General features: G+C 70.4%; 24 protein-coding genes. 10 read left to right on the top strand and 14 right to left on the bottom strand.

Annotation, left to right across the window (positions count from 1 at the left end):
* Window positions 1-60: 60 nt before the first annotated feature.
* Window positions 61-1,173, top strand: coding sequence for a DUF5937 family protein (locus OG257_RS21465; protein ID WP_329215246.1), 1,113 nt, complete (start codon window positions 61-63; stop codon window positions 1,171-1,173).
* Between the two features lie 9 nt (window positions 1,174-1,182).
* On the opposite strand, the gene OG257_RS21460 is transcribed toward OG257_RS21465, so the two are convergent.
* On the bottom strand, window positions 1,183-1,860 hold the full coding sequence (locus OG257_RS21460; protein ID WP_329209783.1) for a response regulator transcription factor: 678 nt from the start codon (window positions 1,858-1,860) through the stop codon (window positions 1,183-1,185).
* Window positions 1,861-1,878: 18 nt separating this feature from the next.
* Entirely contained in the window at window positions 1,879-3,087 is a 1,209-nt protein-coding gene (locus tag OG257_RS21455) for a sensor histidine kinase (protein ID WP_329209781.1), read from the bottom strand.
* Window positions 3,088-3,183: 96 nt separating this feature from the next.
* Between OG257_RS21455 and OG257_RS21450 the strand changes: the two genes are divergently transcribed.
* Together OG257_RS21450 and OG257_RS21445 are read left to right on the top strand one after the other, a co-directional pair.
* A complete protein-coding gene (locus tag OG257_RS21450; RefSeq protein WP_329209779.1) occupies window positions 3,184-4,194 on the top strand; it encodes an SAM-dependent methyltransferase in 1,011 nt (336 codons plus the stop codon).
* Window positions 4,195-4,242: 48 nt separating this feature from the next.
* Window positions 4,243-5,385 carry an NADH-quinone oxidoreductase subunit D gene (locus OG257_RS21445; protein WP_329209777.1) on the top strand — a complete coding sequence of 381 codons (1,143 nt, stop codon included), beginning with the start codon at window positions 4,243-4,245 and terminating at the stop codon, window positions 5,383-5,385.
* A 71-nt stretch (window positions 5,386-5,456) separates the two neighbouring features.
* Here the strand turns inward: OG257_RS21445 and OG257_RS21440 are convergent, their stop codons facing one another.
* The 4 genes from OG257_RS21440 to OG257_RS21425 form a co-directional block, all read right to left on the bottom strand.
* A complete protein-coding gene (locus tag OG257_RS21440) occupies window positions 5,457-6,491 on the bottom strand; it encodes a hypothetical protein (RefSeq protein WP_329209775.1) in 1,035 nt (344 codons plus the stop codon).
* A 102-nt stretch (window positions 6,492-6,593) separates the two neighbouring features.
* A complete protein-coding gene (locus OG257_RS21435; RefSeq protein WP_329209773.1) occupies window positions 6,594-7,574 on the bottom strand; it encodes an ABC transporter substrate-binding protein in 981 nt (326 codons plus the stop codon).
* A gap of 50 nt (window positions 7,575-7,624) precedes the next feature.
* On the bottom strand, window positions 7,625-8,299 hold the full coding sequence (locus OG257_RS21430; protein WP_329209771.1) for an ABC transporter permease: 675 nt from the start codon (window positions 8,297-8,299) through the stop codon (window positions 7,625-7,627).
* 3 nt (window positions 8,300-8,302) lie between these two features.
* Window positions 8,303-9,025 carry an ABC transporter permease gene (locus tag OG257_RS21425; protein WP_329209769.1) on the bottom strand — a complete coding sequence of 241 codons (723 nt, stop codon included), beginning with the start codon at window positions 9,023-9,025 and terminating at the stop codon, window positions 8,303-8,305.
* A gap of 131 nt (window positions 9,026-9,156) precedes the next feature.
* On the opposite strand from OG257_RS21425, the gene OG257_RS21420 reads away from it, so the two are divergent.
* Entirely contained in the window at window positions 9,157-10,338 is a 1,182-nt protein-coding gene (locus OG257_RS21420; protein WP_329209767.1) for an ABC transporter ATP-binding protein, read from the top strand.
* Window positions 10,339-10,380: 42 nt separating this feature from the next.
* On the opposite strand, the gene OG257_RS21415 is transcribed toward OG257_RS21420, so the two are convergent.
* A complete protein-coding gene (locus tag OG257_RS21415) occupies window positions 10,381-11,502 on the bottom strand; it encodes an alpha/beta hydrolase (protein ID WP_329209765.1) in 1,122 nt (373 codons plus the stop codon).
* Between the two features lie 143 nt (window positions 11,503-11,645).
* Between OG257_RS21415 and OG257_RS21410 the strand changes: the two genes are divergently transcribed.
* From OG257_RS21410 to OG257_RS21385, 6 genes are all read left to right on the top strand, one after another.
* Window positions 11,646-13,481, top strand: a complete 1,836-nt coding sequence (locus tag OG257_RS21410) for a phosphatidylglycerol lysyltransferase domain-containing protein (RefSeq protein ID WP_329209763.1) — start codon at window positions 11,646-11,648, stop codon at window positions 13,479-13,481.
* A 30-nt stretch (window positions 13,482-13,511) separates the two neighbouring features.
* On the top strand, window positions 13,512-14,372 hold the full coding sequence (gene folP / locus OG257_RS21405; RefSeq protein WP_443054450.1) for a dihydropteroate synthase: 861 nt from the start codon (window positions 13,512-13,514) through the stop codon (window positions 14,370-14,372).
* Window positions 14,369-14,851, top strand: a complete 483-nt coding sequence (locus OG257_RS21400; RefSeq protein WP_329209762.1) for a nuclear transport factor 2 family protein — start codon at window positions 14,369-14,371, stop codon at window positions 14,849-14,851. The genes folP and OG257_RS21400 overlap by 4 nt, the downstream gene beginning before the upstream one ends.
* 193 nt (window positions 14,852-15,044) lie before the next feature.
* Window positions 15,045-15,404, top strand: a complete 360-nt coding sequence (folB, locus tag OG257_RS21395) for a dihydroneopterin aldolase (protein WP_329209760.1) — start codon at window positions 15,045-15,047, stop codon at window positions 15,402-15,404.
* Entirely contained in the window at window positions 15,401-16,012 is a 612-nt protein-coding gene (folK, locus tag OG257_RS21390; RefSeq protein ID WP_329209758.1) for a 2-amino-4-hydroxy-6-hydroxymethyldihydropteridine diphosphokinase, read from the top strand. Before folB ends, folK begins: the two co-directional genes overlap by 4 nt.
* 76 nt (window positions 16,013-16,088) lie before the next feature.
* Window positions 16,089-16,571, top strand: a complete 483-nt coding sequence (locus OG257_RS21385) for a DUF3180 domain-containing protein (protein WP_329209756.1) — start codon at window positions 16,089-16,091, stop codon at window positions 16,569-16,571.
* Window positions 16,572-16,594: 23 nt separating this feature from the next.
* Here the strand turns inward: OG257_RS21385 and OG257_RS21380 are convergent, their stop codons facing one another.
* The 7 genes from OG257_RS21380 to dacB all read right to left on the bottom strand — a co-directional run bounded on the left by OG257_RS21380 (window position 16,595) and on the right by dacB (window position 24,797).
* Window positions 16,595-16,951 (bottom strand): VOC family protein, encoded by a 357-nt coding sequence (locus OG257_RS21380; protein ID WP_329209754.1) that lies wholly within the window; start codon window positions 16,949-16,951, stop codon window positions 16,595-16,597.
* A 135-nt stretch (window positions 16,952-17,086) separates the two neighbouring features.
* Window positions 17,087-17,692: a GTP cyclohydrolase I FolE gene (gene folE, locus OG257_RS21375; RefSeq protein ID WP_329209752.1), complete on the bottom strand. Its 606-nt coding sequence runs from the start codon at window positions 17,690-17,692 to the stop codon at window positions 17,087-17,089.
* 185 nt (window positions 17,693-17,877) lie between these two features.
* Window positions 17,878-19,938 (bottom strand): ATP-dependent zinc metalloprotease FtsH, encoded by a 2,061-nt coding sequence (gene ftsH, locus OG257_RS21370; protein WP_329209750.1) that lies wholly within the window; start codon window positions 19,936-19,938, stop codon window positions 17,878-17,880.
* 283 nt (window positions 19,939-20,221) lie between these two features.
* Window positions 20,222-20,761, bottom strand: a complete 540-nt coding sequence (hpt, locus tag OG257_RS21365; protein WP_329215242.1) for a hypoxanthine phosphoribosyltransferase — start codon at window positions 20,759-20,761, stop codon at window positions 20,222-20,224.
* Window positions 20,762-20,860: 99 nt separating this feature from the next.
* A complete protein-coding gene (gene tilS, locus OG257_RS21360) occupies window positions 20,861-21,934 on the bottom strand; it encodes a tRNA lysidine(34) synthetase TilS (protein WP_329209748.1) in 1,074 nt (357 codons plus the stop codon).
* 190 nt (window positions 21,935-22,124) lie between these two features.
* The gene (locus OG257_RS21355; RefSeq protein WP_329209746.1) at window positions 22,125-23,264 is read right to left on the bottom strand and encodes a zinc-dependent metalloprotease; all 1,140 of its coding nucleotides are present in this window, start codon (window positions 23,262-23,264) and stop codon (window positions 22,125-22,127) included.
* Window positions 23,265-23,312: 48 nt separating this feature from the next.
* A complete protein-coding gene (gene dacB / locus OG257_RS21350; protein WP_329209744.1) occupies window positions 23,313-24,797 on the bottom strand; it encodes a D-alanyl-D-alanine carboxypeptidase/D-alanyl-D-alanine endopeptidase in 1,485 nt (494 codons plus the stop codon).
* Window positions 24,798-24,850: the final 53 nt, after the last annotated feature.

Below are 24,850 nucleotides of genomic sequence, written 5' to 3'. Positions count from 1 at the left end.
CGGCCCCCGTCAACTGGCGCCCGGCCCCGGCTCCGTACCCCGCACTATGGACGGGTGAGCGTGCACATAGACATCGCGGGCCTGCCCTCCGAACACATCCTTTTCGAGATCTCCCCCCTCGCCGAGCTGGGGCTCGCCCTGCATGCGCTCTCCGAGCCCGGGCACCATCCGGGCCACCACGGCTGGGCGACCGCGACCTCCGCGGCTCTCGAGCCCGACCTCGCCGACCGGCTGCACGAGGCCGATTTCCTCTGGCGCAACACCTTCTCCGACGTCTTCCTGCCGTTCGCCGGTGTCCGCGGCGGCGACGGACGTACGGGGGCGAGCCTGGCCGAGGACCTGGACATCCTCGACAAAATGGATGACGAGCGGTTCGTCTCCGCCGCCCTGGAGTTCACCTGCGCAAGCCTGTACGGGACGGGCGCGCCGTCCCCGCTCAACAGCGCCACGATGCGGGCCCGCGCACTCGACATGGCGGCGGCAAGGGGGCCCCAGCAGCTGGAGTTCACCCAGCAGCTGCTCGCCGCACCCGGCTCCGTACGCACCTGGGTGCGTCGCCTCTTCGAGGACTGCGACCAGGCCTTCTTCTCGGACACCTGGCAGCGGGTCCAGGTCCAGCTGGCCGCCGACGCCCGGCACAAGACCGAGCTGCTGCGGCGCAAGGGCCTCGACGAGGTGTTCCGCGCGGTCTCGCCCGCGCTCTCGCTCAACGAGGACGCGAGCAGGCTGAACATCGACAAGCTGACCGTCGGCCGGACGAACGCCGCCGACCCGGCCGTCGGGACGGGGCTCACCCTCATCCCGACCAGCTTCGGCTGGCCCCACCTGATGGTGCTCCACGCCCCGGGCTGGCGGCCGGTGATCCACTACCCGGTGCACCGCCCCGAGCTGCCCTCCCCCGCCTCCGTGGAGCTGCTCCAGCTGCGGATGGAGGCCCTGGCCCACCCGATGCGGATGCGCCTGTGCCGCAACCTCGCCCGTTCCCCGTACACCACCGGGGAACTCGCCGACGCGCACAGCATCACGGCGCCCGAGGTCTCACGGCACCTGGCGGTGCTCAAGAAGGCCGGCCTGATCACCACGCGCAGGCGCGGCCGGTACGTCCTGCACTCGCTGGACCTGACCGTCGTGGCCCGGCTCGGCAGCGACTTCCTGGAAGGCGTGCTCCGGTAGCCGCGCCGGTCAGGCGCCCGACCCGCCGCCCGCCCTGACCAGGCCGGTCTCGTACGCGAGGACGACCACCTGGACGCGGTCGCGCAGGCTCAGCTTGGTGAGGATGCGGCCCACGTGGGTCTTCACCGTCGCCTCGGACAGCACCAGACGGGCCGCGATCTCGCCGTTCGACAGACCCTGGGCGACCAGCATCATCACTTCCCGCTCGCGCTCGGTCAGCTTCTCGATGTGCTTGTGCTGCGGCTCCTTGCCGCTGCTGGGCAGCATCGGGGAGAACTGGTCGAGGAGCCTGCGGGTGGTGGACGGGGCGACCACGGCGTCGCCGCTGTGCACGGACCGGATCGCGGCGAGCAGCTCGCCGGGCGGCACGTCCTTGAGCATGAAGCCGCTCGCGCCCGCCTTCAGGCCGGAGAACGCGTACTCGTCCAGGTCGAACGTCGTCAGGATGAGGACCTTGGGCGGATCGGTCTGCGCGCAGATGCGCCGGGTCGCCTCGACCCCGTCCAGCCGCGGCATGCGCACGTCCATCAGCACCACGTCTACGGTCGTGGACCGCAGGACCTCGATCGCCTCCGCCCCGTCACCCGCCTCGGCGACGACCTCCATGTCCGGCTGGGCGGCGAGCACCATCCGGAAGCCCGTGCGCAGCAGCATCTGGTCGTCGACGAGCATTACGCGGATCGTCATGAGGGTCCTGTCCTTGTGTCACTGGTTGGCGGGCTTGAGCGGGAGCAGTGCGCTGATCCGGAAGCCGCCGCCCGGCCGCGGTCCCGCGTCCAGCGTGCCGCCGACCATGCCGACCCGCTCCCGCATGCCGATCATTCCGTGTCCGGCGCCGTCGGCCCCGCCGTCCTCGTACAGCTCGTGCGCGGCGCCCCGGCCGTCGTCCTCGACGAGCAGCCCGAGGCCGTCGTCGAAGTAGACCAGCCGCACGCTGGCCCCGGCGTCCGGACCGCCGTGCTTGCGGGTGTTGGTGAGGGCCTCCTGGACGATCCGGTACGCGGTCAGCTCGACGCCGGTCGGCAGCGGACGCGGAGTGCCCTCGATCTTGAAGTCCACCGCGAGGCCCGTCCGCCTCACCTGGTCGACCAGGTCCTCGATCTGCTCGACGTCGGGCTGGGGCACGTACTCGCCGCTCTCCCGGGTGTCGCCGGTGCGCAGCACCCCGAGCAGCCGCCGCATCTCGGCGAGGGCCTGTCGGCCGGTGCTGGAGATGGTCTCCAGTGCCTGCCGGGCCTGGTCGGGAGCGGCGTCCATGACGTAGGCGGCACCGTCGGCCTGAACCACCATCACCGAGACGTTGTGCGCGACGACGTCGTGCAGCTCCCTGGCGATGCGGGCCCGTTCGGCGGCCACGGCGACCTTCGACTGCGCCTCGCGCTCACGCTCCAGCCGGGCGGCGCGCTCCTCCAGCTGACTGAAGTAGGCCCGACGCGTGCGTATCGAGTCGCCGAGCACCCAGGCGAGGACGAACGGCACGGTCAGGACGACGACGACGAAGACCGACTGCACCCAGCTGTCCGACGGGGAATCCTCCGGCCACCGCAGCTGCGAGAGCCCCGCGGCGCCGAGACTGCACGCCAGGGCGAGCCGGGAGGCCCAGCGCTCCCCCACGGTGGACACGGTGTAAATGATCACCAGCATGGCGAAGTCCGCGGCGCCCGGACGCACGTCGAGCAGCAGCTGCGCGATGCCCATCACGATCGTGAGCAGCAGCATCTTCTCCGGTGCGCGGCGGCGCAGCGCGACCACGGTGCACAGACCGACCGCGATGGGCACGGCCGCGACGCGCTCCCTGCCGTCACCGCCCTGCTCGGCCACGATGGACATGCCGGAGAGCCCGAGCAGGAAGACAGCCCAGAAGGTGTCGACGCCCGTCGGGTGTCTGCGGATGAAATCGTAGAGGCGCTGCACGTGACCCAGCGTAGGTACAGGTGATCGGTACCCGGGTCAGCCGAAGGGCCGATCCAGGTCCTGGGACCGTACTCCCCAAGGTGGAGACTTGCCTACGTGACGGATGACTGGTGCGGATGGCGGGAAGCGGCAGAGACCGCTTTGTACGGGGACGGGGGCTTCTACCGGCGCCCCGAGGGGCCGGCGGGCCATTTCCGCACATCGGTGCACGCATCCCCGCTGTTCGCCTCCGCCGTCGCCCGGCTGCTCGTCGGTACGGCGCGCGAGCTGGGAACGGACTCCGTGGACCTGGTGGATGTGGGAGCGGGCAGGGGTGAGCTGCTGACCGGCGTGCTGACGGCGCTGCGGGCCGGGTCCGCCGGTCCGGGACTCGTCGTACGGGCCCACGCCGTGGAACTCGCTCCACGGCCGGCGGGCCTGGACCCTGCCATCGGGTGGAGCGCCGAGCTGCCGCAGGGCACGAAGGGCCTGCTGTTCGCCAACGAATGGCTGGACAACGTCCCGACGGACATCGCCGAGGCCGACGCCGACGGAGTGGCCCGCTACGTCCTCGTCCGGGCCGACGGCGAGGAACGGCTGGGCGATCCGGTGACCGGGGCGGACGCGGAGTGGCTGGCCCGCTGGTGGCCGCTGACCGGACCGGGTGCCCGTGCGGAGATCGGCCGGCCGCGCGACGAGGCCTGGACCCGGGCGGTCGCCTCGATGGCCGAGGGGGTCGCGGTCGCGGTCGACTACGCGCATGTACGGGGGGCGAGGCCGCCGTTCGGAACACTGACCGGCTTCCGGGCCGGCCGCGAGGTGCGGCCCGTGCCGGACGGCAGCTGCGACCTGACCTCGCACGTGGCGCTGGACGCGTGCGCGGAGGCGGCGGCGGGCAACGGCGCGGTGGCCGAACTGCTGGATCAGCGGACGGCGCTGAAGGAGCTGGGGGTCAGCGGCGAACGTCCGCCTCTGGCACGGGCGTCGACGGATCCGGCGGGCTATGTGCGGGCACTCGCGGCGGCCGGAGAGGCTGCTGAACTCACCGCCCGGGGCGGGCTCGGCGACTTCGGGTGGCTGCGGCAGCGGACAGCGCCGGGGCCTCGCCCCGTGCCCCCGCCGGTCTGAGGGACCTGGGGCCGGGTCCCGGGAACGGGAAGGGGGATACTGTCCCGCATGACGGAGACGACGGTCGGCATCGGCGGCGCGGCAGAGAGCACCGACATGGTGCTCAACATCGGTCCGCAGCACCCCTCCACACACGGCGTGCTCCGGCTGCGGCTCGTCCTGGACGGTGAACGGATCCAGCACGCCGAACCCGTCATCGGCTATATGCACCGCGGCGCGGAGAAGCTCTTCGAGGCCCGCGACTACCGGCAGATCATCATGCTCGCCAACCGCCACGACTGGCTGTCGGCCTTCTCCAACGAGCTCGGTGTCGTGATGGCCGTCGAGCGCATGCTGGGCATGGAGGTCCCGGAGCGCGCCGTCTGGACGAGGACGCTGCTGGCCGAGCTGAACCGGGTCCTGAACCACCTGATGTTCCTGGGCTCCTACCCCCTCGAACTCGGCGGGATCACTCCGGTCTTCTACGCGTTCCGGGAACGCGAGGAGCTCCAGGCCGTGATGGAGGAGGTCTCCGGCGGCCGGATGCACTACATGTTCAACCGGGTCGGCGGCCTCAAGGAGGACCTTCCCGCGGGCTGGCTGGGGCGGGCCAGGGAGGCCGTCGCCTCGGTCCGCTCCCGGATGGACGTGTACGACCGGCTGGTGCTCGGCAACGAGATCTTCCGGGGCCGTACCAGGGGTGTGGGCGTGCTGTCCGCCGAGGCCGTGCACGCCTACGGGGTGTCCGGTCCGATCGCCCGCGCGTCCGGGGTCGACTTCGATCTGCGGCGCGACGAGCCCTACCTCGCGTACGGGGAGCTGCAGGACACCCTCAAGGTCGTCACCCGGACCGAGGGCGACTGCCTGGCCCGCTTCGAGTGCCTCCTGGAGCAGACGCACAACGCCCTGGACCTGGCGGACGCCTGCCTGGACCGGATGGCGGACCTGGCACCGGGGCCGATCAACCAGCGGTTGCCCAAGGTCCTGAAGGCGCCCGAGGGGCACACCTACGCGTGGACCGAGAACCCGCTCGGCATCAACGGCTACTACCTGGTGTCCAAGGGCGAGAAGACCCCGTACCGGCTGAAGCTCCGCTCCGCCTCGTTCAACAACATCCAGGCGCTCACCGAACTGCTGCCGGGCACTCTCGTCGCCGACATGGTCGCGATCCTGGGGTCGCTCTTCTTCGTCGTCGGGGACATCGACAAGTAGTCGGCGGGGCGGCCCGCCGACTCCCGGCGCGCAGCGGCTACGTACGGCTACAGCTACGGCTACGGCTACGGCTACGAGGAGATCGCGCTGCGCAGCCGGACGACGTCAAGCTGTTCGGTCTCGTCGTGCGCGGTCAGGTCGATGACCTTTCCGACGGCCCGGTTCTCGGCGGTGCGCGTACGGTGCGCGGCCAGGGCCTCCTCGCCCACGACGTCCGCGAGGTCCTCGTTCTGCACGGACTCGATCGCGGCGTTGGCCTTCTGCGTACCGAAGAAGTCGAAGCTGCCCTGCGGGACGAGATGGCGCCGCCCGCCCGCGTACGGGACGACGGCCGAAGCTGCGGGTACGGAGCGCGGCGCACGCACGGGTGCGGACGGCAGCTGAGGTGCGGGGAGGGCGGCCGAAGGGCGGCGGTGCTGGTGCTGGTCACCCGCTCCGGCGGCCGCCGCGTGCTTCCCCTTCGGGCCCTCGCCCTCCGAGTCCCGCTCCGCGGCCCGCTCGGCGAGATCGCGCTGCCTGGCCAGCTCGGCCGTGCGGCGGGCCTCCTGGAGCGCGGCGTTGCGCGTCAGTTCCTGCAGGGCCTGGGCGGCGCGCAGGTAGGCGGCCGGGGTCGGGGTCGACCGGGCCGTGGGGAGCTCGCGGGGTACGGCCGCCGCTTCGATGGCGAGCTGCCTGCGCCCCTCCAGGGCACCGGCCCGCTCGGTCTCGGCGTTCGCGTACCGGCGCAGCAGAGAGGCGTGTTCGCCCCGCAGGCCGGCGAGCTCCACCCGCTTGCGGCGCAGTTTCGTCTCCAGGCGGAGCCGCAGTTCCCGTGATTCCTCGAGGTCGGCCTCGAGCTCGGCTATGCGCTCCTCGGTCTTCCACTCGTCGCTGACGCGGGCCCGGTTCAGCTCCGCGACACGCAGTCCTGCCGCCCGGTCCCAGCTGCGCATCAGATAGGCGCCGCTGAGAGCGGCGGCCGCTGTCGCGGCCACCAGGACGCGCAGCGCCACAGGTTCCGCGAGGAGCCAGGCTCCGGCGGCGCAGACGACCGACACTCCGGCCACCACGGAGGGGGGCAGGATTTTGTGGAGGGGTGGCGAATGGCGGTGACGTCCACGTGGCATGGCCCGAAATTTACCGTGCGCACGGGTCACTTGGGAGGCCGCCCGGCAATCTGTTCCCGCCCGGTTACCTTGCGGCCCCTCAAATGACTGTTCCGCGGCCGTCTACTTCTTGATCAGACCCTTCGACTGCAGATACTCCTTGGCCGCATCGGCGGGCTTGGCGCGCTCCGCGTCGACCTTGCGGTTGAGTTCGGCGAGGTCCTCCGTGGTGAGGACATCGGTGAGCTTCCCGAGCGCCGCGGCGATCTCCGGGGCACCCGCGTCCTTGGCGTTGAGCACCGGCAGGACGTTGTCGGCGTTCTGGAGCTTCTTGTCGTCCTCCAGGAAAACCAGCCCGTAGGCGTCCAGCACGGCATCCGTGGTGGTCGTGAGGACGAGCTGGTCCTTGCCGTCCTTGACCGCCTGCTTGGACTGCGGTGTCCCGACGCCCTTGGGGTCGATCCCGGTGACGTCGATGCCGTACGTCTTCTTCAGACCCGGTGCGCAGAACGGACGGATCTCGCACTCGTCGCCCGCTGCGATCTTCACCTTGATCTTCGACCGGCCGAGGTCGGAAAGCGTCGTGAGGTTGTTCTTCTCGGCGAATTCCTTCGACACCGCGAAGGCGTTCTGATCGACTGCCTCGCCGACCGGGAGAACCTTCAGCCCGAGCGGACCGGCGAGCTTCTCCAGGGCTGCCACGGTGGCCGCCGCGTCCCCCGATGCGACCGGCTTCTTCTCCGCCTCCGCCGCCCCGTTGACCTTGGCGTTGAGGAATTCGGCGATGGTCGCCGCGTATTCCGGGACGACGTCGATCTCGCCCTTCTCCAGTGACGGCTCGTACAGTTCACGGTTCTTCACCGTGGTGATCGAGGTGCTGTACCCGGCATCGCCCAGGAGCTGTGCGTACAGCTCGGCGAGCACCTTGGACTCGGTGAAGGAAGCGGCGCCCACGACGAGCGAGCCCTTCTTGGAGTCCGCGCCCGCCGCGCTGTCCGAGCCGCTCTTCTCCTTCTCCAGGCTGTCGCCGCCGCACGCGGCGAGCGACCCGGCCAGCGCGACCACTCCGATGACCGCACTCGCTATGCGCGAGGTCCTGCTCATGTTGTTCTCCATCCGCGAAAAAGGGTGTGCACTGTCCGAAAAGCGCGCGTTCATGCCGTCCGGCGGCGGCGCAGGGGCGACAGCAGCCGGTCCAGCGCCACGAGTGCCCCCTCCACCACCAGGGCCAGCAGGGCGACCAGTACGGCGCCCGCGAATACCTGCGCCGTGTCATAGGTGTTGAATCCTGCGGTGATGATCCGGCCCAGGCCGCCCAGTCCGACCATCGCCGCGATCGAGGCGGTGGCGACCACCTGGACCGCCGCGGACCGCAGCCCGGTCATGATCATCGGATAGGCCAGCGGGAGCTCGACCCGCGCGAAGAGCTGCATGCCGGACATGCCCATGCCCCGGGCGGCCTCGAGCACCGACCGGTCCACCTCCCTCATCCCGACATAGGCGTTGGTCAGCAGCGGCGGCACGGCGAACAGCACCAGCGCGATGATGGTGGGGACATAGCCGGAGTTGCGCAGCGGCGTCATCATGAAGAGGGCGAGGACCGCGAACACCGGGATCGCCCGGCCCACGTTGGAGATGTTGACCGCGAGCGCACCCCCCTTGCCCATGTGCCCCAGGTACAGCGCGATCGGCAGGGCGATGGCGCAGGCGGCCACCAGGGCCACTCCGCTCACGTACAGGTGCTCGCCCAGCCGGTGCGTCGCCCCGTTCTCCCCGGACCAGTTGGCTCCGGTGACGAGCCAGGTCCAGGCGTCCCCGATGACTCCCATGGATCAGCCCGCCTCCGTCTTCGCGATGCCCGCGGGCCCGGTCGCCGCCGTGGCGGGTGTCCGTATGCGGGTCCAGGGCGTGAGCAGGCGCTGCAGGCCGAGCAGCAGCAGGTCCGCGGCCACCGCGAGCAGCACGCAGAGCACGGAGGCCGTGAGCACCTGGGCCTTGAAGAAGCTGGGCAGCGCGTCCTCGATGAGATTGCCGAGGCCGCCCTTGCCGACGAGGGACCCCACCGTGGTGAGCGCGACCGTCGAGACCGTGGCGATCCGCAGACCGGCCATCAGCGCGGGCAGCGCGAGGGGGAGTTCCACCTCCCACAGGAGCCGGCCGGGGCCGTAACCCATGCCCTGCGCCGCTTCCTTGGCCTCCTGGGGCACCGCTTCGAGCCCTGCCAGGATGTTCCGCACGAGAATGGTCAGCGAATAGAGCACCAGGCCGGTGACGACGAGGGCCGCGGACAGTCCGAACAGCGGCAGCAGCAGCGAGAACATCGCCAGCGACGGCACCGTGTAGAGCACCGTGGTCAGACCCAGCACCGGTCCGGCGAAATGCCGGCCGCGGCGTGCGAGAAGCGCGAGTGGAAATGCGACCACCAGGCCGATCAGCACCGAAGCCACAGTGATCCAGATGTGCTGGACCGTCGCCTCGGTCAACTCCTGGCTGCGGGAGCGCAGATACTCGCCGCAGATCCAGTCGTTCGCCACCAGGCAGTTCTGCTCGGCCATCCGTCCCCCACCTCCCGTTTGCCGCCGCGGACTCGATGTCTGGCGACCCTATCCCCGAGCACCGACAATCGCCGAGGCTGTCGTATTCCAGCAACATGTCCTTCACAGAACCCGCGTCACAATGGGGAATCATGATCCGTTTCGAGCACGTCACCAAGCGGTACGCGGACGGCACCACCGCCGTCGACGACCTTTCCTTCGAGGTCGCCGAGGGTGAACTGGTCACGCTCGTCGGACCTTCCGGCTGCGGCAAGACGACCACGATGAAGATGGTGAACCGTCTGATCGAACCGACAGAGGGCCGGATATTCCTCGACGGGGACGACATATCCGCCATCGACCCGGTACAACTGCGCCGTCGCATCGGCTATGTGATCCAGCAGGTCGGGCTGTTTCCGCACAAGACGGTCCTGGAGAACACGGCAACCGTCCCCCATCTCCTCGGCTGGAACCGGGGAAAGGCGCGGGAGCGGGCCGCCGAACTCCTCGATCTCGTCGGACTTGATCCTTCCGTTTATGGCGGGCGCTATCCCGAGCAACTGTCCGGCGGTCAGCGCCAACGGGTCGGTGTGGCACGCGCACTGGCCGCCGACCCGCCGGTCCTGCTGATGGACGAACCATTCGGCGCCGTCGACCCCGTCGTACGGGAAAGACTGCAGAACGAATTCCTGAAACTGCAGGCTCAGGTGCGCAAGACCGTGTTGTTCGTCACGCACGACATCGAGGAGGCCGTCCGGCTCGGCGACCGTATCGCCGTGTACGGACAGGGCCGGATCGAGCAGTTCGACTCCCCGGCCACCGTGCTCGGGGCACCCGCGACGCCGTACGTCGCGGACTTCGTCGGGGCGGACCGCGGTCTGAAACGGCTCTCGGTCACCCCCATCGAGGAGAGCGACCTGGACCAGCCGCCGGTCGTCCACCTCGACGATCCGCTGGCGAAGGCGACGGCGCGGCTGCGGGCCGATGGCGCCCGCTGGGCGGTCGTGCTGGACGGCGAGGACAACCTGCACGGCTGGATCCCCGCGGGCGACGCCGCGTCGGCCGATGCCGCGGGAACGGTCCGCGAGCACGCCCGCCGCATGGAGGCGTGGCTTCCGCTCGGCGCCCCGCTCAAGCAGGCCTTCGCCACCATGCTCCAGCACGACGCGGGCTGGATCGCGGTCATCGACAAGGACAGCACCGGCCGCTTCCTGGGTGTTCTCACCCCGGCCCGCCTCCACGAGGCGCTGCGCCGCTCGATCGACGCGGACGCCCAGGACCTTCCGCGTGCCGAGGTCGCGGTGGAGACCGTGGCGACGGTCGCTTCACCGTGAACCACGGTGCCGCCGGCCGGGGCGGAGCCGGGGGCGCCGGGGTCAGGTCGCGCTGAGCCTGCCGCTCATCCATTCCAGGGCCGGAGGAATCTCCCGCCGCCAGGTGTTGAAGTTGTGGCCGCCGCTGTCGAGCACGATCGAGGACACCCTGGCGGGTGCCTTCACCCGGTCGATGAACTCCCGGGTGCCCCGGAGGTTCCCCTCGCCCTGCCGGGACGTCGTGACCAGGAAGGACGAGGCGGCCGGCGCCCGGTGGTCCAGGCTCCACAACAGATCGGCACGGTTGCGCGCCTTCCGGTCCCCGTGGAAGAGGTCGCCGGTCGTCGGGTCCTCGGCCGCCCTGTAGTAGGCCGACAGACCGGCACTCGCGGCGAAGCGCTCCGGGTGGTGCAGGCCGAGCTTCAACGCGCAGTAGCCCCCGGTCGAGTTGCCGATGACACCCCAGTTGCGGGCCCGGCTGCCGACCCGGTACGTCCGGGACACCGCCTGCGGCAGGTCCTCGGCGAAGAACGTCTCGGCCTGCGGGCCCCCCGCGATGTCCACGCACTCGGTGTCCCGGGGCGGCGCCACCGTCGGCCGCAGCATCACCAGGACCATCGGCTGCGCCCTGCCCGCCCTGACCTGTTCATGAGCGGTCTGCGGGTAGCGCAGGCCCTTGACCAGGTTCTCGGCGGTGCCCGGGTAGCCGGTCAGCACGATGACCGCGGGGAACGTCCGCCGGGCGTGCGCCGGCTGGAAGTACTCCGGGGGCAGATAGACGTACGCCGGACTGTCGATCCGCGAAGCCCGCCCGGAGACGACGACCTTGTCGATCCGGCCCGCCACCGCGGGCCTGCCGCCTCCCGGCACATCGGGCCGCTGGGTGCCGATCCTGGCCACGCCCCCGGCCACGGGCTCACCGGCGCCGTGGTCGGTGACCGTTCCCAGGTCCTGCTTCTGCCCGAACAGATCGGCCCAGGAGCCGTAGAAGAGGAAGGAGTTGTTGGCCAGGAGACCGGCCGAGACGAAGAGCGCCAGCTGGGTCGCCAGCAGCAGGCCGATCCGGCCCGCCACCGCGGAAGCGGTGCGGGCGGCCAGCCGGGGCCAGAGCCGGATCGTGGCCGCGAACAGCCCGACGGCCAGTGATACCGCCAGAACCAGAACGGCGTTGCTGGTGAGACCCATGGGTGAAGGTGAGCTTTCTGTGCGGGAAATTTCCGGAAAGGGGATGAACCCACTCCGCGGAAGCCTCGTCCTAGAGGGCGCACATCGTCCGTAGGGGCTTCGGCCGACGGACTCAGGAATCTCTCGCGGAGCCACGGGAAGCGATGTCTGTCACGGTAGATGGGGATAAATCAGGAACGGTTCCGCATGCGGCACGCGGACGCAGGTTCCTGCGCGGACCGCGACCCGCGTCCGTACCGGCACTGGTGGGAAGCGCCTGCGCGGCGGTCGGCCTGATCGATGTCGCCGCCGGAGTCTTCCCGCGGTTCCGGCACAGCCGGATGCACACCTTCGCCGAGGTGCTCCCGGGCGCCCTCGGGCCGTTCGCCGCGGCGCTCTCGCTCAGCTCGGGCGTCCTGCTGCTCCTGCTCGCCCACGGCATCAAACGGCACAAGCGGCGCGCCTGGCGGGCCGCCGTCGTCCTGCTGCCCGCGGGCGCGGTGGCGCAGTTCGTCTACCGCCACTCCCTGATCGGGGTGCTCGTCTCCCTCGCGCTGTGCTTCCTGCTGGTGCGGCACCGGAGCCAGTTCGCCGCTCTGCCCGACCCGCGGAGCCGCTGGAGGGCGCTGGCCAACTTCGTCCTCCTCGGTGCGGGTTCGCTCGCGCTCGGTCTGGTCGTCGTCAGCGTGCATCCCGGCCGGGTCGTGGGGAACCCGTCCATCGCCGACCGGCTCCAGCACGTGCTCTACGGCCTGTTCGGCCTGGAGGGGCCCGTGGACTACGCCGGGACGACCTCCTGGACGGTGGCGTACTCCCTGGGCGCTCTCGGCCTGCTGACCGCCGTCACCACGATCTACTTCGCCTTCCGCCCCGAGCACCCGGCCGCCCGCCTCACCGAGGACGACGAGGCCCGGCTGCGGGCCCTGCTGGCCAAGCACGGGGGCCGCGACTCGCTGGGGCACTTCGCGCTCCGCCGTGACAAGGGCGTCGTGTTCTCCCCCAGCGGCAAGGCCGCCGTCTGCTACCGCGTGGTGTCCGGGGTGATGCTCGCCGGAGGCGACCCGATCGGCGACGTGGAGGCCTGGCCGGGTGCCATCGAGCGCTTCATGGACGAGGCCCGGGCGCATTCGTGGACCCCGGCGGTGATGGGCTGCAGTGAGACCGGCGGTGAGGTGTGGACCCGGGAGACCGGGCTGACCGCTCTGGAGCTCGGCGACGAGGCGGTGGTGGATGTCGCGGATTTCTCCCTCGCCGGGCGTGCGATGCGCAACGTACGCCAGATGGTGAAACGTATCGAGCGCAACGGTTACGAGACCCGCGTCCGGCGCGTCCGCGACATCGGTGACACCGAACTCGAACGCATCCGCAGGGCTGCCGCCGACTGGCGAGGCACCGACACCGAGCGCGGCTTCTCCATGGCGCTGGGCCGGATCGGCGACCGCGCCGACGGCGACTGCGTCATCGCCACCGCCCATCTGGCGGAAACCGGTGCGGAGGAATCGTCGTACGGCGATCTGAAGGCGGTACTGCACTTCGTGCCGTGGGGCGGGGACGGCCTGTCCCTGGAGCTGATGCGACGCGACCGCTCGGCCGACCCGGGCATGAACGAACTCCTGATCGTCGCCTCGCTGCAGGCCGCCCCCAGGCTGTCCGTCGCACGCGTCTCGCTGAACTTCGCCATGTTCCGCTCCGCCCTCGCCCGCGGTGAGCGGCTGGGGGCAGGGCCCGTGCTGCGCTGCTGGCGAGGGCTGCTGATCTTCCTGTCGCGCTGGTTCCAGATCGAATCGCTGTACAGGTTCAACGCGAAGTTCCAGCCCCGCTGGGAGCCCCGTTTCGTGGTCTTCCGCACCAGCCGCGACCTCCCCCGGATCGGCCTCGCCGCCCTGCAGGCCGAGGGCTTCCTGAGCCTCGTGCTGCCCCGCCCGTTCCGCTCCCCCCGCCCCCGCCCCTGCGGCCACCGGCCCGAGCAGGGCGCGGAGCGCGGCGTCCGCGCGGCCTGACGGACCCGTTCCCGGGCCTAGGCTGGTCGTATGAGTACGTTGCGAGGACGGGGCACAGTGCAGGGGCTGCCGGAGTGGGACCGCTGCGCGGTCATGGGGGTCGTCAACGTGACGCCCGATTCCTTCTCCGACGGGGGCCACTGGTTCGACACCACAGCGGCGATCAAGCACGGCCTCGCACTGGTGGCCGAGGGTGCCGATCTGATCGACGTCGGCGGTGAGTCGACCCGCCCCGGCGCGAGCCGGGTGGACGAGTCGGAGGAGCTCCGCCGGGTGATCCCCGTCGTGCGGGAGCTGGCCTCCGAGGGCGTCACGATCTCCGTGGACACCATGCGGGCCCGCGTCGCCGAGCAGGCCGTCGCCGCCGGCGCGGCCCTGGTCAACGATGTGAGCGGCGGCCTCGCCGACCCGGACATGGTCCCGGTCGTCGCCGGGGCCGGTGTGCCCTTCGTCGTCATGCACTGGCGCGGCTTCAGCGAGTCGATGAACAGCAGGGCGGTGTACGAGGACGTCGTCGCCGAAGTGATCGCGGAACTGCGCACGCGCATGGATGCCGTGATCGCGGGCGGCGTCGCCCCGGAGAAGCTCGTGATCGACCCCGGCCTCGGCTTCGCCAAGGACGCCTCCCACGACCTCTCCCTCATGGCGCACCTCGGCGAGCTGCGCGATCTGGGCCGGCCGGTACTCGTCGCCGCCTCCCGCAAACGCTTCCTCGGGCACGTCCTGGCCGGTGAGGGCGCGGCCCCACCGCCCGCCCGCGAGCGCGACGCCGCCACGGCCGCGATCTCCGCACTCTCCGCCGGTGCGGGCGCCTGGGCGGTCCGTGTGCACGAGGTACGCGCCACGGCCGACGCCGTGCGCGTCGCCCGTGCCGTCGAGGGGGCGGCGTGAACGACCCGCGCGAGGAGCACGAAGGGGCCGCCGCCGACATCGAGTCCGTCGAGCAGGCCAACACGGCGTTCTACGAGGCGATGGAGCGGGGCGACTTCGACGAGCTCTCCGCCCTCTGGCTGCCGGGCGAGGACCTCACCATCTCCTGCGTCCATCCGGGCTGGCCGGTGCTCACCGGCCGCGGCGAGGTGCTGCGCAGCTACGCGCTGATCATGGCGAACACCGAGTACATCCAGTTCTTCCTGACCGACGTCGGGGTCGCGATGACCGGCGACACGGCGCTGGTGACCTGCACCGAGAACATCCTCAGCGGCGGCCCGGCGGAGGAGGGCAACTCGCTCGGCCCGCTCGTCGGCCAGCTCGTCGTCGCCACCAATGTGTTCCGGCGCACGCCGGACGGCTGGAAGCTCTGGTCCCACCACGGCTCACCGGTGCTGGCCGAAACCGGTGAGGAGGACGACGAGGAGTCGCCCTCCTGAGCGGGTATGCCTTTTCCAATTGATTGGACCCCCGGATCTCGGGGTATACGCGGCTACCGACCTCTGTGCGGTCCGGCCCGCATCACCCGTGGACGGGCACTGTCCGTGCTCGCAGGTAGATTCGAAAGAAGGCACTTCGCCGCCCGCACGCGGCCGGGTGCCCCTACGACCAACAACAGCAGGAGTGATTCGCGTGGATCGTGTCGCGCTGCGCGGCCTCAAGGCCCGTGGGCACCACGGCGTCTTCCCCCGGGAACGGGAAGAGGGCCAGACCTTCATCGTGGACCTGGTGCTGGGCCTCGACACCCGCCCCGCGGCAGCTGCCGACGACCTGACCAAGACCGTGCACTACGGCGTGGTCGCGGAAGAGGTCGTCGACATCGTCAAGGGTGAGCCGGTCGACCTGATCGAGACTCTCGCCGAACGCATCGCGCAGCAGTGCCTCAAGCACGACGGGGTTCAGGAGGTCGAGGTCGTCGTCCACAAGCCGGACGCCCCGATCACCGTGCCCTTCGACGACGTGACCATCACCATCACCCGGAGCCGAACGTGACTGCATTTTCCACCGAGGGGCAGAGCGATCCGACCGTCCAGCCGGTTCCCGCCGCCGTGGTCGAGCAGGTGGACGCAGCGGACATCACCCTCTCCAATCCCAAACGGGCCGTGATCTCCCTGGGCTCCAACCTCGGCAACCGGCTGGAGACGCTCCAGGGCGCCATCGACGCCCTGGAGGACACCCCCGGCCTGCGGGTCAAGGCGGTCTCCCCCGTGTACGAGACGGAGCCCTGGGGTGTGGACCCCGGCTCCCAGCCGTCGTACTTCAACGCGGTGGTCGTCGTGAAGACCACGCTGCCCCCGTCCTCCCTGCTGGAGCGCGGCCAGGCCATCGAGGAGGCCTTCGACCGGGTCCGCGAGGAGCGCTGGGGGCCGCGCACCATCGACGTCGACATCGTGGCGTACGCCGACGTGGTGTCCGACGACCCGCTGCTCACCCTCCCCCACCCGCGCGCCCACGAGCGGGCGTTCGTCCTCGCCCCCTGGCACGACGTGGATCCCGACGCCCAACTGCCCGGCTCAGGCCCGGTCGCGGACCTGCTCGCCGGTGTCGGACGCGACAGCGTGCTTCCCCGGGCCGACCTGGAACTCCGGCTGCCCGAGTAGTCGTTAGGCTCAACGCATACGGACATCCGGTACGGGCGTCCGACAGGGGCAACGGCGGCGAAGGGCGGCACTCTCGGTGAAGCAACTACGGCTCGGGCTACTGGCCGGACTCTTCGCCGGGGCCGGCGTGCTGTCCTGGGGCGCGGCCCGCCTCTGGGACGCCCTGGGGACCTTGCCGAGCGTGCCCCTCGCCGCACCCATCGTGCTCGCGGTGATCGCCGTCGTCCTGCTCGCCACGGCTCTGTCGATCCGTGCGCGCCTGCGCGCGCAGCGGGAGCGACGCCCCGGCGCGAAGGGCGTCGAACCCCTGATGGCGGCACGCGCGGTGGTCTTCGGCCAGGCGAGCGCACTCGTGGCGGCCGTGGTCTGCGGGCTGTACGGCGGCGTGGGCGTCTTCCTGCTCGGCTCCCTCGACGTCCCGCCCCGCCGCGACCAGGCCATCTACGCGGGCTTCGCGGTCCTGGCCGGCGTGGCCGTCGTCGCCGCCGCCGTCTTCCTGGAGCGCGTCTGCAAGCTCCCGGAGGACGGGGACGACAGCAAGAAGACCGCAGCCGCCTGACGGGCAGGCCTCCCCGGGCCGGGCTACGGCACCCGGGCCACCGGGTTCTCGATCAGGGTGATCCGGTTGCCGTCGGGGTCGTGGACCGCGGCGAACCGCACACTCCCGGAACCCGGCTGCACGTCGCCCGAGGTGATTCCGCGGCCGGCGAGGTCCGACAGCGCCTTGTCCAGGTCGTCGACGACGAGGTTCACCAGCGACCCGCCGGCGTGCTCGGGCGACTGGAAGACCTGGAGCCAGGCGTCAGCCGAGATGTGCCAGTCGGCCAGCCCGTCCATCGGCCTGGTGTCGGCCGGCCGGCCCAGCAGCCGCTCGTACCACTCGACCGCCGGCTCGATGGCCATCACCGGCGCTACGGCGAGCACGTGTGTGAATGACATGGGGGCGTCCTCTCACTGTGGATCCGGCCGTCCGGCCGCTTCCACTCCTGTCGACTCCACCCAGGCCGCAAACTCATCGCGGAGCCGCCCCGCCCGTCAGCGCTCAGCGCTCAGCTCAGCCTCAGCACTCAGCACTCAGCGCGCCATGATGAGGCTCATCGCCTCCGCACGCGTCGCCGGATCCCGCAGCTGTCCGCGGACCGCCGAGGTGATCGTCTTGGCGCCGGGCTTGCGGATGCCCCGCATCGACATGCACATGTGCTCGCACTCGACGACCACGATGACCCCGCGCGGCTCCAGGATCGCCATCAGGGAATCGGCGACCTGCGTGGTGAGCCGCTCCTGGACCTGAGGACGCCGGGCATAGACATCGACGAGCCGGGCCAGCTTCGACAGCCCCGTGATCTTGCCGCTGGTCGCCGGGATGTACCCGACGTGGGCAACACCGCGGAAGGGCACCAGGTGGTGCTCACAGGTGCTGAACACCTCGATGTCCTTGACCAGCACCATCTCGTCGTGACCGAGGTCGAACGTCGTCGTCAGGACGTCCTCGGGCTCCTGGTGCAGCCCGGCGAATATCTCCTTGTACGCGCGCGCCACCCGGCCCGGTGTCTCGCGCAGCCCTTCGCGGTCAGGGTCCTCCCCGACCGCGATGAGGAGCTCACGTACGGCGGACTCGGCCCGCTTCTCGTCGAAAATGCCGATCGAGCCCTGCCCGTCCAGCGTCACCGGGTCGGTCATCTGTGCCTCGTTCCTCTGAGCTGTCGCAAGCGCATGGTCGCCCCGACATCGCAGGCGTGGCCCGGCCATGTCGCAGGCATACGGAAAAGCCGCGCCCCCACAGGCTAGAACCTGGGGGGCGCGGCTTCCATTCCGGGCCTGGTGGTGCGTCCGTGACAGGGGCCACACCGGGTCGGACAGGGGTACTAGCTCTCGGGACGCTCCTCCGGAACCGCTTCCGTGGAGGTGCCGAGGTCCTTCGACGTGATGTCCTTCGGGGCGATCTCCGCCGGGGTGGCCGAACCGTTGGCAGTGCTCGTGCCGTTGGTCAGTGCCAGCTCCTTGGGAGACAGGACCGGCGGACGCGTCGACGGGGTGCGCCGGGCGGAACCGGTCCACGCCGGGCGGGCCGGACGCCTCACGATCGGGGCGAAGATCTCGGCGATCTGGTCCTTGCCGAGCGTCTCCTTCTCGAGAAGCTCGAGGACCAGTGCGTCGAGGATGTCGCGATTCTCTACGAGGATCTCCCACGCGTCGTTGTGCGCGGTCTCGATGAGCTTCTTGACCTCTTCGTCGACGAGCGCCGCGACCTCTTCCGAGTAGTCGCGCTGGTGGCCCATCTCCCGGCCCACGAAGGGCTCGGTGTTGTCGCCGCCGAACTTGATCGCGCCGAGACGCTCCGTCATGCCGTACTGCGTGACCATCGCGCGGGCCGTGGCAGTGGCCTTCTCGATGTCGTTCGCAGCGCCGGTGGTCGGGTCGTGGAAGACCAGCTCCTCGGCCGCGCGCCCGCCCAGCATGTATGCCAGCTGGTCGAGCATCTCGTTGCGCGTCGTGGAGTACTTGTCCTCTTCCGGGAGCACCATCGTGTAACCGAGGGCACGGCCGCGGGAGAGAATCGTGATCTTGTGGACCGGGTCCGACTGGGGGGAAGCCGCCGCAACCAGGGCGTGGCCGCCCTCGTGGTACGCGGTGATCTTCTTTTCCTTCTCGGACATGATCCGGGTCCGCTTCTGCGGACCCGCCACGACGCGGTCGATGGCCTCGTCGAGCATCTCGTTGTCGATGAGCTTCCTGTTGCTGCGCGCCGTGAGGAGCGCCGCTTCGTTCAGCACGTTCGACAGGTCGGCACCGGTGAAACCGGGCGTACGACGGGCGACCGCGTTGAGATCGACGTCGGGTGCGACCGGCTTGCCCTTCTGGTGCACCTTGAGGATCTCGAGGCGGCCCTGCATGTCCGGCCGGTCGACGGCGATCTGCCGGTCGAACCGTCCCGGGCGCAGGAGCGCCGGGTCCAGAATGTCCGGCCGGTTCGTGGCGGCGATCAGGATGACGCCGCCCTTCACGTCGAAGCCGTCCATCTCGACGAGCAGCTGGTTGAGCGTCTGCTCGCGCTCGTCGTGCCCGCCGCCCATACCGGCACCGCGGTGCCGGCCGACAGCGTCGATCTCGTCGACGAAGACGATCGCCGGAGCGTTCGCCTTGGCCTGCTCGAAGAGGTCACGCACTCGGGAGGCACCGACACCGACGAACATCTCGACGAAGTCGGAACCCGAGATCGAGTAGAACGGCACGCCCGCCTCGCCCGCGACTGCGCGAGCGAGCAGCGTCTTGCCCGTACCGGGCGGCCCGTACAGCAGGACGCCCTTGGGGATCTTGGCGCCGACGGCCTGGAACTTCGCCGGCTCCTGGAGGAATTCCTTGATCTCGTACAGTTCCTCGACGGCCTCGTCCGACCCCGCCACATCGGCGAAGGTCGTCTTCGGCGTGTCCTTGGTGATGAGCTTGGCCTTGGACTTGCCGAACTGCATGACCTTGGAACCGCCGCCCTGCATCTGATTCATCAGAAACAGGAAGACGACGACGATCAGGACGAAGGGCAGCAGCGAGAGAAGGATCGAGACGAACGGGGACTGCTTCGACGGCGAGACGGTGTAACCCTTCTCGATGTCACCGCTCTCGAACTTCTGCTGCAGCGTGTCGGCCAGCTCGACGCCCTGGTTGCCGATATAGCTCGCCTGGAACTTGCTGCCGGACTCGCCCTTGAGCTTCTGGCCGTCCTTCAGCTCGATCTTGAGAATCTGTTCGTCACCGGTGGTCAGCTTGGCCTGCTCCACCTGGTCCTTGCTGATCGCCTGGATCACCTTGCCGGTGTCCACCGTCTTGTAGCCGCCGGACGAGCCGACGACCTGCATCAACACGACCACGGCGAGGACGGCCAGCACGATCCACATGACCGGCCCACGGAAGTATCGCTTCACGTCCATCCATACGGAGCGAAGACGCCCCGTCCCTCCTGCCCGTAGGTAAATGCTGCTGTGAGAAAAGACTGTTCTTCGGACGGTACCCCAGCATTGTCACCCGCGACCGCAGGGGACGTCTGACAAACCCGCCTTCGAAGGCTCCAACGGCGGGAAAGCGATGAGGGTTCCCCGGAGTCCGGCCGGGTTCGGCGGGGCCCCTTGGGCCTCGTCCGTGCGACGGGTCCCTGCGCCGCGTCCGTACGCCGGGTCAGCACGCCGCGTCGGTACGCCGCGTCCGGACGGGGACTCAGCCGCCGTATACGTGCGGGGCGAGCGTGCCGACGAAGGGAAGGTTGCGGTACTTCTCCGCGTAGTCCAGCCCGTAGCCGACGACGAACTCGTTGGGGATGTCGAAGCCGACCCACTTCACGTCGATCGCGACCTTCGCGGCGTCCGGCTTGCGGAGCAGGGTGCAGACCTCCAGGCTCGCCGGTTCGCGCGAGCCGAGGTTGGTCAGCAGCCAGGACAGCGTCAGGCCGGAGTCGATGATGTCCTCGACGATCAGGACGTGCTTGCCCTTGATGTCGGTGTCGAGGTCCTTGAGGATCCGGACGACGCCCGAGGACTGCGTGCCCGCTCCGTACGAGGAGACGGCCATCCAGTCCATGGTGATCGGGGTGGACAGCGCGCGGGCCAGGTCCGCCATCACCATCACCGCGCCCTTGAGCACGCCGACGATGAGCAGGTCCTTGCCCGCGTACTCCGCGTCGATCTTCGCGGCCAGCTCGACGAGCTTCGCGTCGATCTCTTCCTTGGTGAGGAGCACCGACTGAAGGTCGGTGCCCATGTCCTTCTCGTTCACCCGCGTCTCTTTCTTTGCCTTCCGGACCCGGGCTGTTCCCCGGGCCGGACCGGCCGTCTCGCCTGCACTTCAGCCGCTTGCGCTTCAGCTCTGCCGAATCACCAGTCTGCCACCCTGCCGCAGCGCTTCGATGCGGCCGGGCAGGTTGATGGCCCCCTGGCCGCGCCAGCCGGTGATGAGCCGGTCGACTTCCTCGATGTGGCGGGCGAAGAGCGAACCGGCCGGGGATCCGGCGTCGATCACGGCACGGCGCAGCACCCGGCGGCGCACCGCGGGCGGCAGGACGGAGAGCTTGGCGCAATCCAGGCGTCCGTCGTCGTCGCGCACCGAGCGGTCGGCCTCGGCCGCCCAGGTGTCGAGGGCGTCGGCATCGTCACGGGAGAGCTGCGCCGTACGGGCGAGGGCTTCGACGACGCCTTTGCCCAGCGCCTTCTCCAGGGCGGGCAGACCCTCGTGGCGCAGCCGGGAGCGGGTGTAGGCGGGGTCGACGTTGTGGGGGTCGTCCCAGACGGGGATCGACTGGACCAGGCAGGCCTTTCGGGCGGTCTGCCGGTCGAGCTGGAGGAAGGGACGGCGGTAGCGGCCCGCGGGGCCCGACGCGGCGGCCATCCCGGAGAGCGAACGGATGCCGGATCCACGGGCGAGGCCGAGGAGGACGGTCTCGGCCTGGTCGTCGCGGGTGTGGCCGAGGAGGACGGCGGCGGCGCCGTGGCGCTCTGCGGCGGCGTCCAGCGCGGTATAGCGGGCTTCACGGGCGGCGGCCTCGGGCCCGCCGTCGCGGCCGACGTGAACGGCGACGGCCTCGACCGGGTCGAGCTGCATCTCGGCGAGGCGGGTGACGACCTCGCTGGCGCGGAGTCCGGAGCCCGGCTGGAGGTTGTGGTCGACGGTGATGCCGCCGGCCCTGACGGGAAGCTTGCGCGACTCGAAGGCGAGGGCGGAGGCGAGCGCCATCGAATCCGCGCCCCCGGAGCATGCGACGAGCACCAGCGGGGTATCGGGCCGTTCGGGAAGCGAGGCCCGTCGCGGACCCGCTCCGGCTTCGGCGAACTCGGCACGGCCGGCCTGTTCGGTGTGGCGGTTGTAGTCGGTGACGACGTCGTGGAGTACGCGGCGGACCGCCAGGCGTATCGCCGCGACCGCAGGATGGGGACCCATGTCCGGTGCCCTTCGGTGAGGTTCTGGGAAGGTGCCTCGGAGTACCGGGACGCAGAGATCCCGTTACTCAGAGTGCGTCGATGGTGACAGAGCCAAGCTGTCCATCGAGCATTGCACGCCTTCCCATGCCCCTATGGTCCCTCGGATGGGTGATTGGAGGGGCAATCTCGTGCCATCGGGCGGGCCATGATCACGAATCTGCCTTACGGTGCACCCTCGCGACCCAGTCCGCCGGCTTGGCGATCTCCGCCTTGGTGGGGAGGGTGTTGGGCGAGGTCCAGACGCGGTTGAAACCGTCCATACCGACCTCGTCGACCACGGCCCGGACGAACTTCTCGCCGTCGCGGTACTGCCGCAGCTTGGCGTCGAGGCCCAGGAGCTTGCGCAGCGCCAGGTCCAGACGGCTCGCACCACGGGCCCTGCGCTGCTGGAACTTCTCCCGGATCTCCGCGACGGAGCCCACCACTTCGGGCCCCACGCCGTCCATCACGAAGTCCGCATGCCCTTCGAGCAGGGACATCACCGCGGTGAGGCGGCCGAGGATCTCGCGCTGGGCGGGCGTCTGGACGATCTCGACGAGGCTGTGCCCGCCGTCGTCCTCCCCCTGCTCACCCTCCGGGCGGCTGCTGCCCGAGAAGGACTGGGCGGCCTCACGGAGGCGCTCCAGAACGGTCGTCGGGTCGACGTCGGTCTCGTCGAGGAACGACTGGATCTCGCCCTGCAGATGATCGCGGAGCCAGGGCACCCCGGTGAACTGGGTGCGGTGGGTCTCCTCGTGGAGGGCCACCCAGAGCCTGAAGTCGTGCGGTTCGACATCGAGTTCGCGTTCGACGTGGACGATGTTGGGGGCCACGAGCAACAGCCTGCCGCCGCCCTTGGCGGAGGCGGGCAGCTCCCGGGTGGCGGGCGCGAAGGTCTCGTACTGGCCGAGCACCCGGGAGGCAAGGAAGGACAGCAGCATGCCGAGTTCGACACCGGTCACCTTGCCGCCGACGGCGCCGAGGACGGCACCGCCGGGGCCGTTGCCGCGCCTCTCCTGCATCTTCCCCAGCAGGGGACGCAGCAGTTCACGGAAGCCGGCGACGTTGGCCCTGATCCAGCCCGCCCGGTCGACGACCAGGACCGGGGTGTCCTCGGGTTCGTGCCCCTCCGGGATCATCCGGGTGAACGAACGGACGTGCTCCTCCGACGCCTTGGCATGTCGGCGGAGTTCCGCGACGACGGCGCGGGCCTCCTCGCGACTGATCTCGGGACCCGGCCGCACAAGCCGGGTCGCGGTCGCGACCGCGAGATTCCAGTCGACCATCTCGGCACCACCGATGCTCGTCATGCGTCAACCGTACGTGAGACGGCCCCCCGGTGGTGGGGTGTCAGCCGCTCAACGGGTGCCTTTGGTGAGGGTGGTGGCCAGGGTGTCGAGAGAGGATTCCGCCTCGCGCGGGGACGTGGTGCCCGATGCCAGGAAGGCGAAGGCGAGCAGCCGGCCCTGTGCGTCGACTGCGGTTCCCGCGAGGGCGTTCACCCCGGTGAGGGTGCCCGTCTTGGCCCGGATCAGGCCGGTGCCGCGGGAGGTCGCGGGGTAGCGGCTGCCGAGCGTTCCGCTGAAGCCGGCGATCGGCAGACCGGTGAGGGCGGGCCTCAGTTCGGGGTGGTCCGGGTCGGCGGCGAGGGCCACCAGGGCCGCGAGCAGGCCGGCCGTCACCTTGTCACCGCGGTCCAGGCCGCTGCCGTCGGCGAGATTCGCGCCGGCCAGCGGAAGGCCCAGCTTCTTCAGACGGTCGGTGACGGCACGCCTGGCTCCCGCGAAGGACGCCGGTCGGCCCGCCTTGAGGGCGGTCTGGCGGACGAGGGCTTCGGCGATGTCGTTGTCGCTGTTGGTCAGCGCCCGTTCGACGAGGGCGGAGAGCGGCTTCGAGAGGTGCGTGGCCACGGTCCTGGACCCGGCTCCGGCCCGCCCGGAGGAGGGGGCGGACCGCGTGCCGACACCGGCCTCGTCGAGCAGGTCCGCGAAGGTGCGGGCGGCGTCACCGGCGGGGTCGGCGGTACGGGGGGCGGGGCCGCGGTCGCTGCTGTCGAGCCGGCCCTCGTCGACCATGAGCGCGCTGACGGGCGCGATGTTCTCGTTGGGGCCGATGGGGTGCAGAGCGGGGCCCGAGTAGCGGGACGTGTCGTACTTCAGCTCGACGGTCGTGGTGCCGCCGTCGCGCAGGGCGTGCGCGGTGTCGGCGGCCAGGCCGCGCAGCCCGGCCTCGTCGAGGGTGGGGTCGCCGCCGCCGACAAGGGTGACCGTGCGGGAGTCCGCGGACACCCGGACCGTCGTGGCGATGCGGTGGCCCGGTCCGAGAGCGGAGAGCGCGGCGACGGTGGAGGCGATCTTCACGGTGGAGGCGGGGGTCATGGGGGTGGCCGCGCCACGCGCGTACAGCTGTTCGCCGGTGGCCGTGTCGACGACGACCGCCGTGCGTACGGTGCCGAGCGCGGGCGCGTCCAGCAGGGGCGTGAGGGCGGCCTTCAGACCGCTCGCGCCCGCCGGGGCCGTCAACCCGGCCGTGGCGCCCAGGGGGGTGAGTACGGCGAGGGCACTGGGTGCGGGCTCCGGCACGGCGGGCGTGGCCCGCCCGTGATGTGCGCCACCTGCGCGCTCCTGGGCAACCGCCCGGTCCTGCTCGGCCTTACGCTGACCGGAGTCCCAGGGACCGGCGGCCAGCACGGCTCCGGCGGCGACCACCAGGCCGAGCACCGCGGAGCCTGCGACGAACCGCCGGTCGTTCGGCCCGTTCCCTCGTTTCACGTACTTCGAGTCTTTCCACTTGCCCCACCTGTTCAACGGTTCGTTCGACGGTCTTTCCACCGGCTCGGCCACCGTTGACCAGCCCCTTTCGCGAGCACTCGTCTGCGTGAGGGACACTTAACCAC

Source organism: Streptomyces sp. NBC_00683, from assembly GCF_036226745.1.
GTDB lineage: Bacteria > Actinomycetota > Actinomycetes > Streptomycetales > Streptomycetaceae > Streptomyces.
This window is presented reverse-complemented; position numbering and strand designations above follow the sequence as displayed.

Excerpts from the sequence above, each read along its gene's own strand:
- hpt (WP_329215242.1), bottom strand. The coding sequence starts at position 20,761 with ATGGGCACCGACCTTCAGTCGGTGCTCCTCACCAAGGAAGAGATCGAC.
- OG257_RS21430 (WP_329209771.1), bottom strand. The coding sequence starts at position 8,299 with ATGGGAGTCATCGGGGACGCCTGGACCTGGCTCGTCACCGGAGCCAAC.
- OG257_RS21435 (WP_329209773.1), bottom strand. The coding sequence starts at position 7,574 with ATGAGCAGGACCTCGCGCATAGCGAGTGCGGTCATCGGAGTGGTCGCG.
- OG257_RS21415 (WP_329209765.1), bottom strand. The coding sequence starts at position 11,502 with ATGGGTCTCACCAGCAACGCCGTTCTGGTTCTGGCGGTATCACTGGCC.
- folP (WP_443054450.1), top strand. The coding sequence starts at position 13,512 with ATGAGTACGTTGCGAGGACGGGGCACAGTGCAGGGGCTGCCGGAGTGG.
- OG257_RS21355 (WP_329209746.1), bottom strand. The coding sequence starts at position 23,264 with ATGACGAGCATCGGTGGTGCCGAGATGGTCGACTGGAATCTCGCGGTC.
- OG257_RS21410 (WP_329209763.1), top strand. The coding sequence starts at position 11,646 with ATGTCTGTCACGGTAGATGGGGATAAATCAGGAACGGTTCCGCATGCG.
- OG257_RS21440 (WP_329209775.1), bottom strand. The coding sequence starts at position 6,491 with ATGCCACGTGGACGTCACCGCCATTCGCCACCCCTCCACAAAATCCTG.
- OG257_RS21425 (WP_329209769.1), bottom strand. The coding sequence starts at position 9,025 with ATGGCCGAGCAGAACTGCCTGGTGGCGAACGACTGGATCTGCGGCGAG.
- OG257_RS21380 (WP_329209754.1), bottom strand. The coding sequence starts at position 16,951 with ATGTCATTCACACACGTGCTCGCCGTAGCGCCGGTGATGGCCATCGAG.
- OG257_RS21445 (WP_329209777.1), top strand. The coding sequence starts at position 4,243 with ATGACGGAGACGACGGTCGGCATCGGCGGCGCGGCAGAGAGCACCGAC.
- ftsH (WP_329209750.1), bottom strand. The coding sequence starts at position 19,938 with ATGGACGTGAAGCGATACTTCCGTGGGCCGGTCATGTGGATCGTGCTG.
- folE (WP_329209752.1), bottom strand. The coding sequence starts at position 17,692 with ATGACCGACCCGGTGACGCTGGACGGGCAGGGCTCGATCGGCATTTTC.
- tilS (WP_329209748.1), bottom strand. The coding sequence starts at position 21,934 with ATGGGTCCCCATCCTGCGGTCGCGGCGATACGCCTGGCGGTCCGCCGC.
- OG257_RS21420 (WP_329209767.1), top strand. The coding sequence starts at position 9,157 with ATGATCCGTTTCGAGCACGTCACCAAGCGGTACGCGGACGGCACCACC.
- OG257_RS21460 (WP_329209783.1), bottom strand. The coding sequence starts at position 1,860 with ATGACGATCCGCGTAATGCTCGTCGACGACCAGATGCTGCTGCGCACG.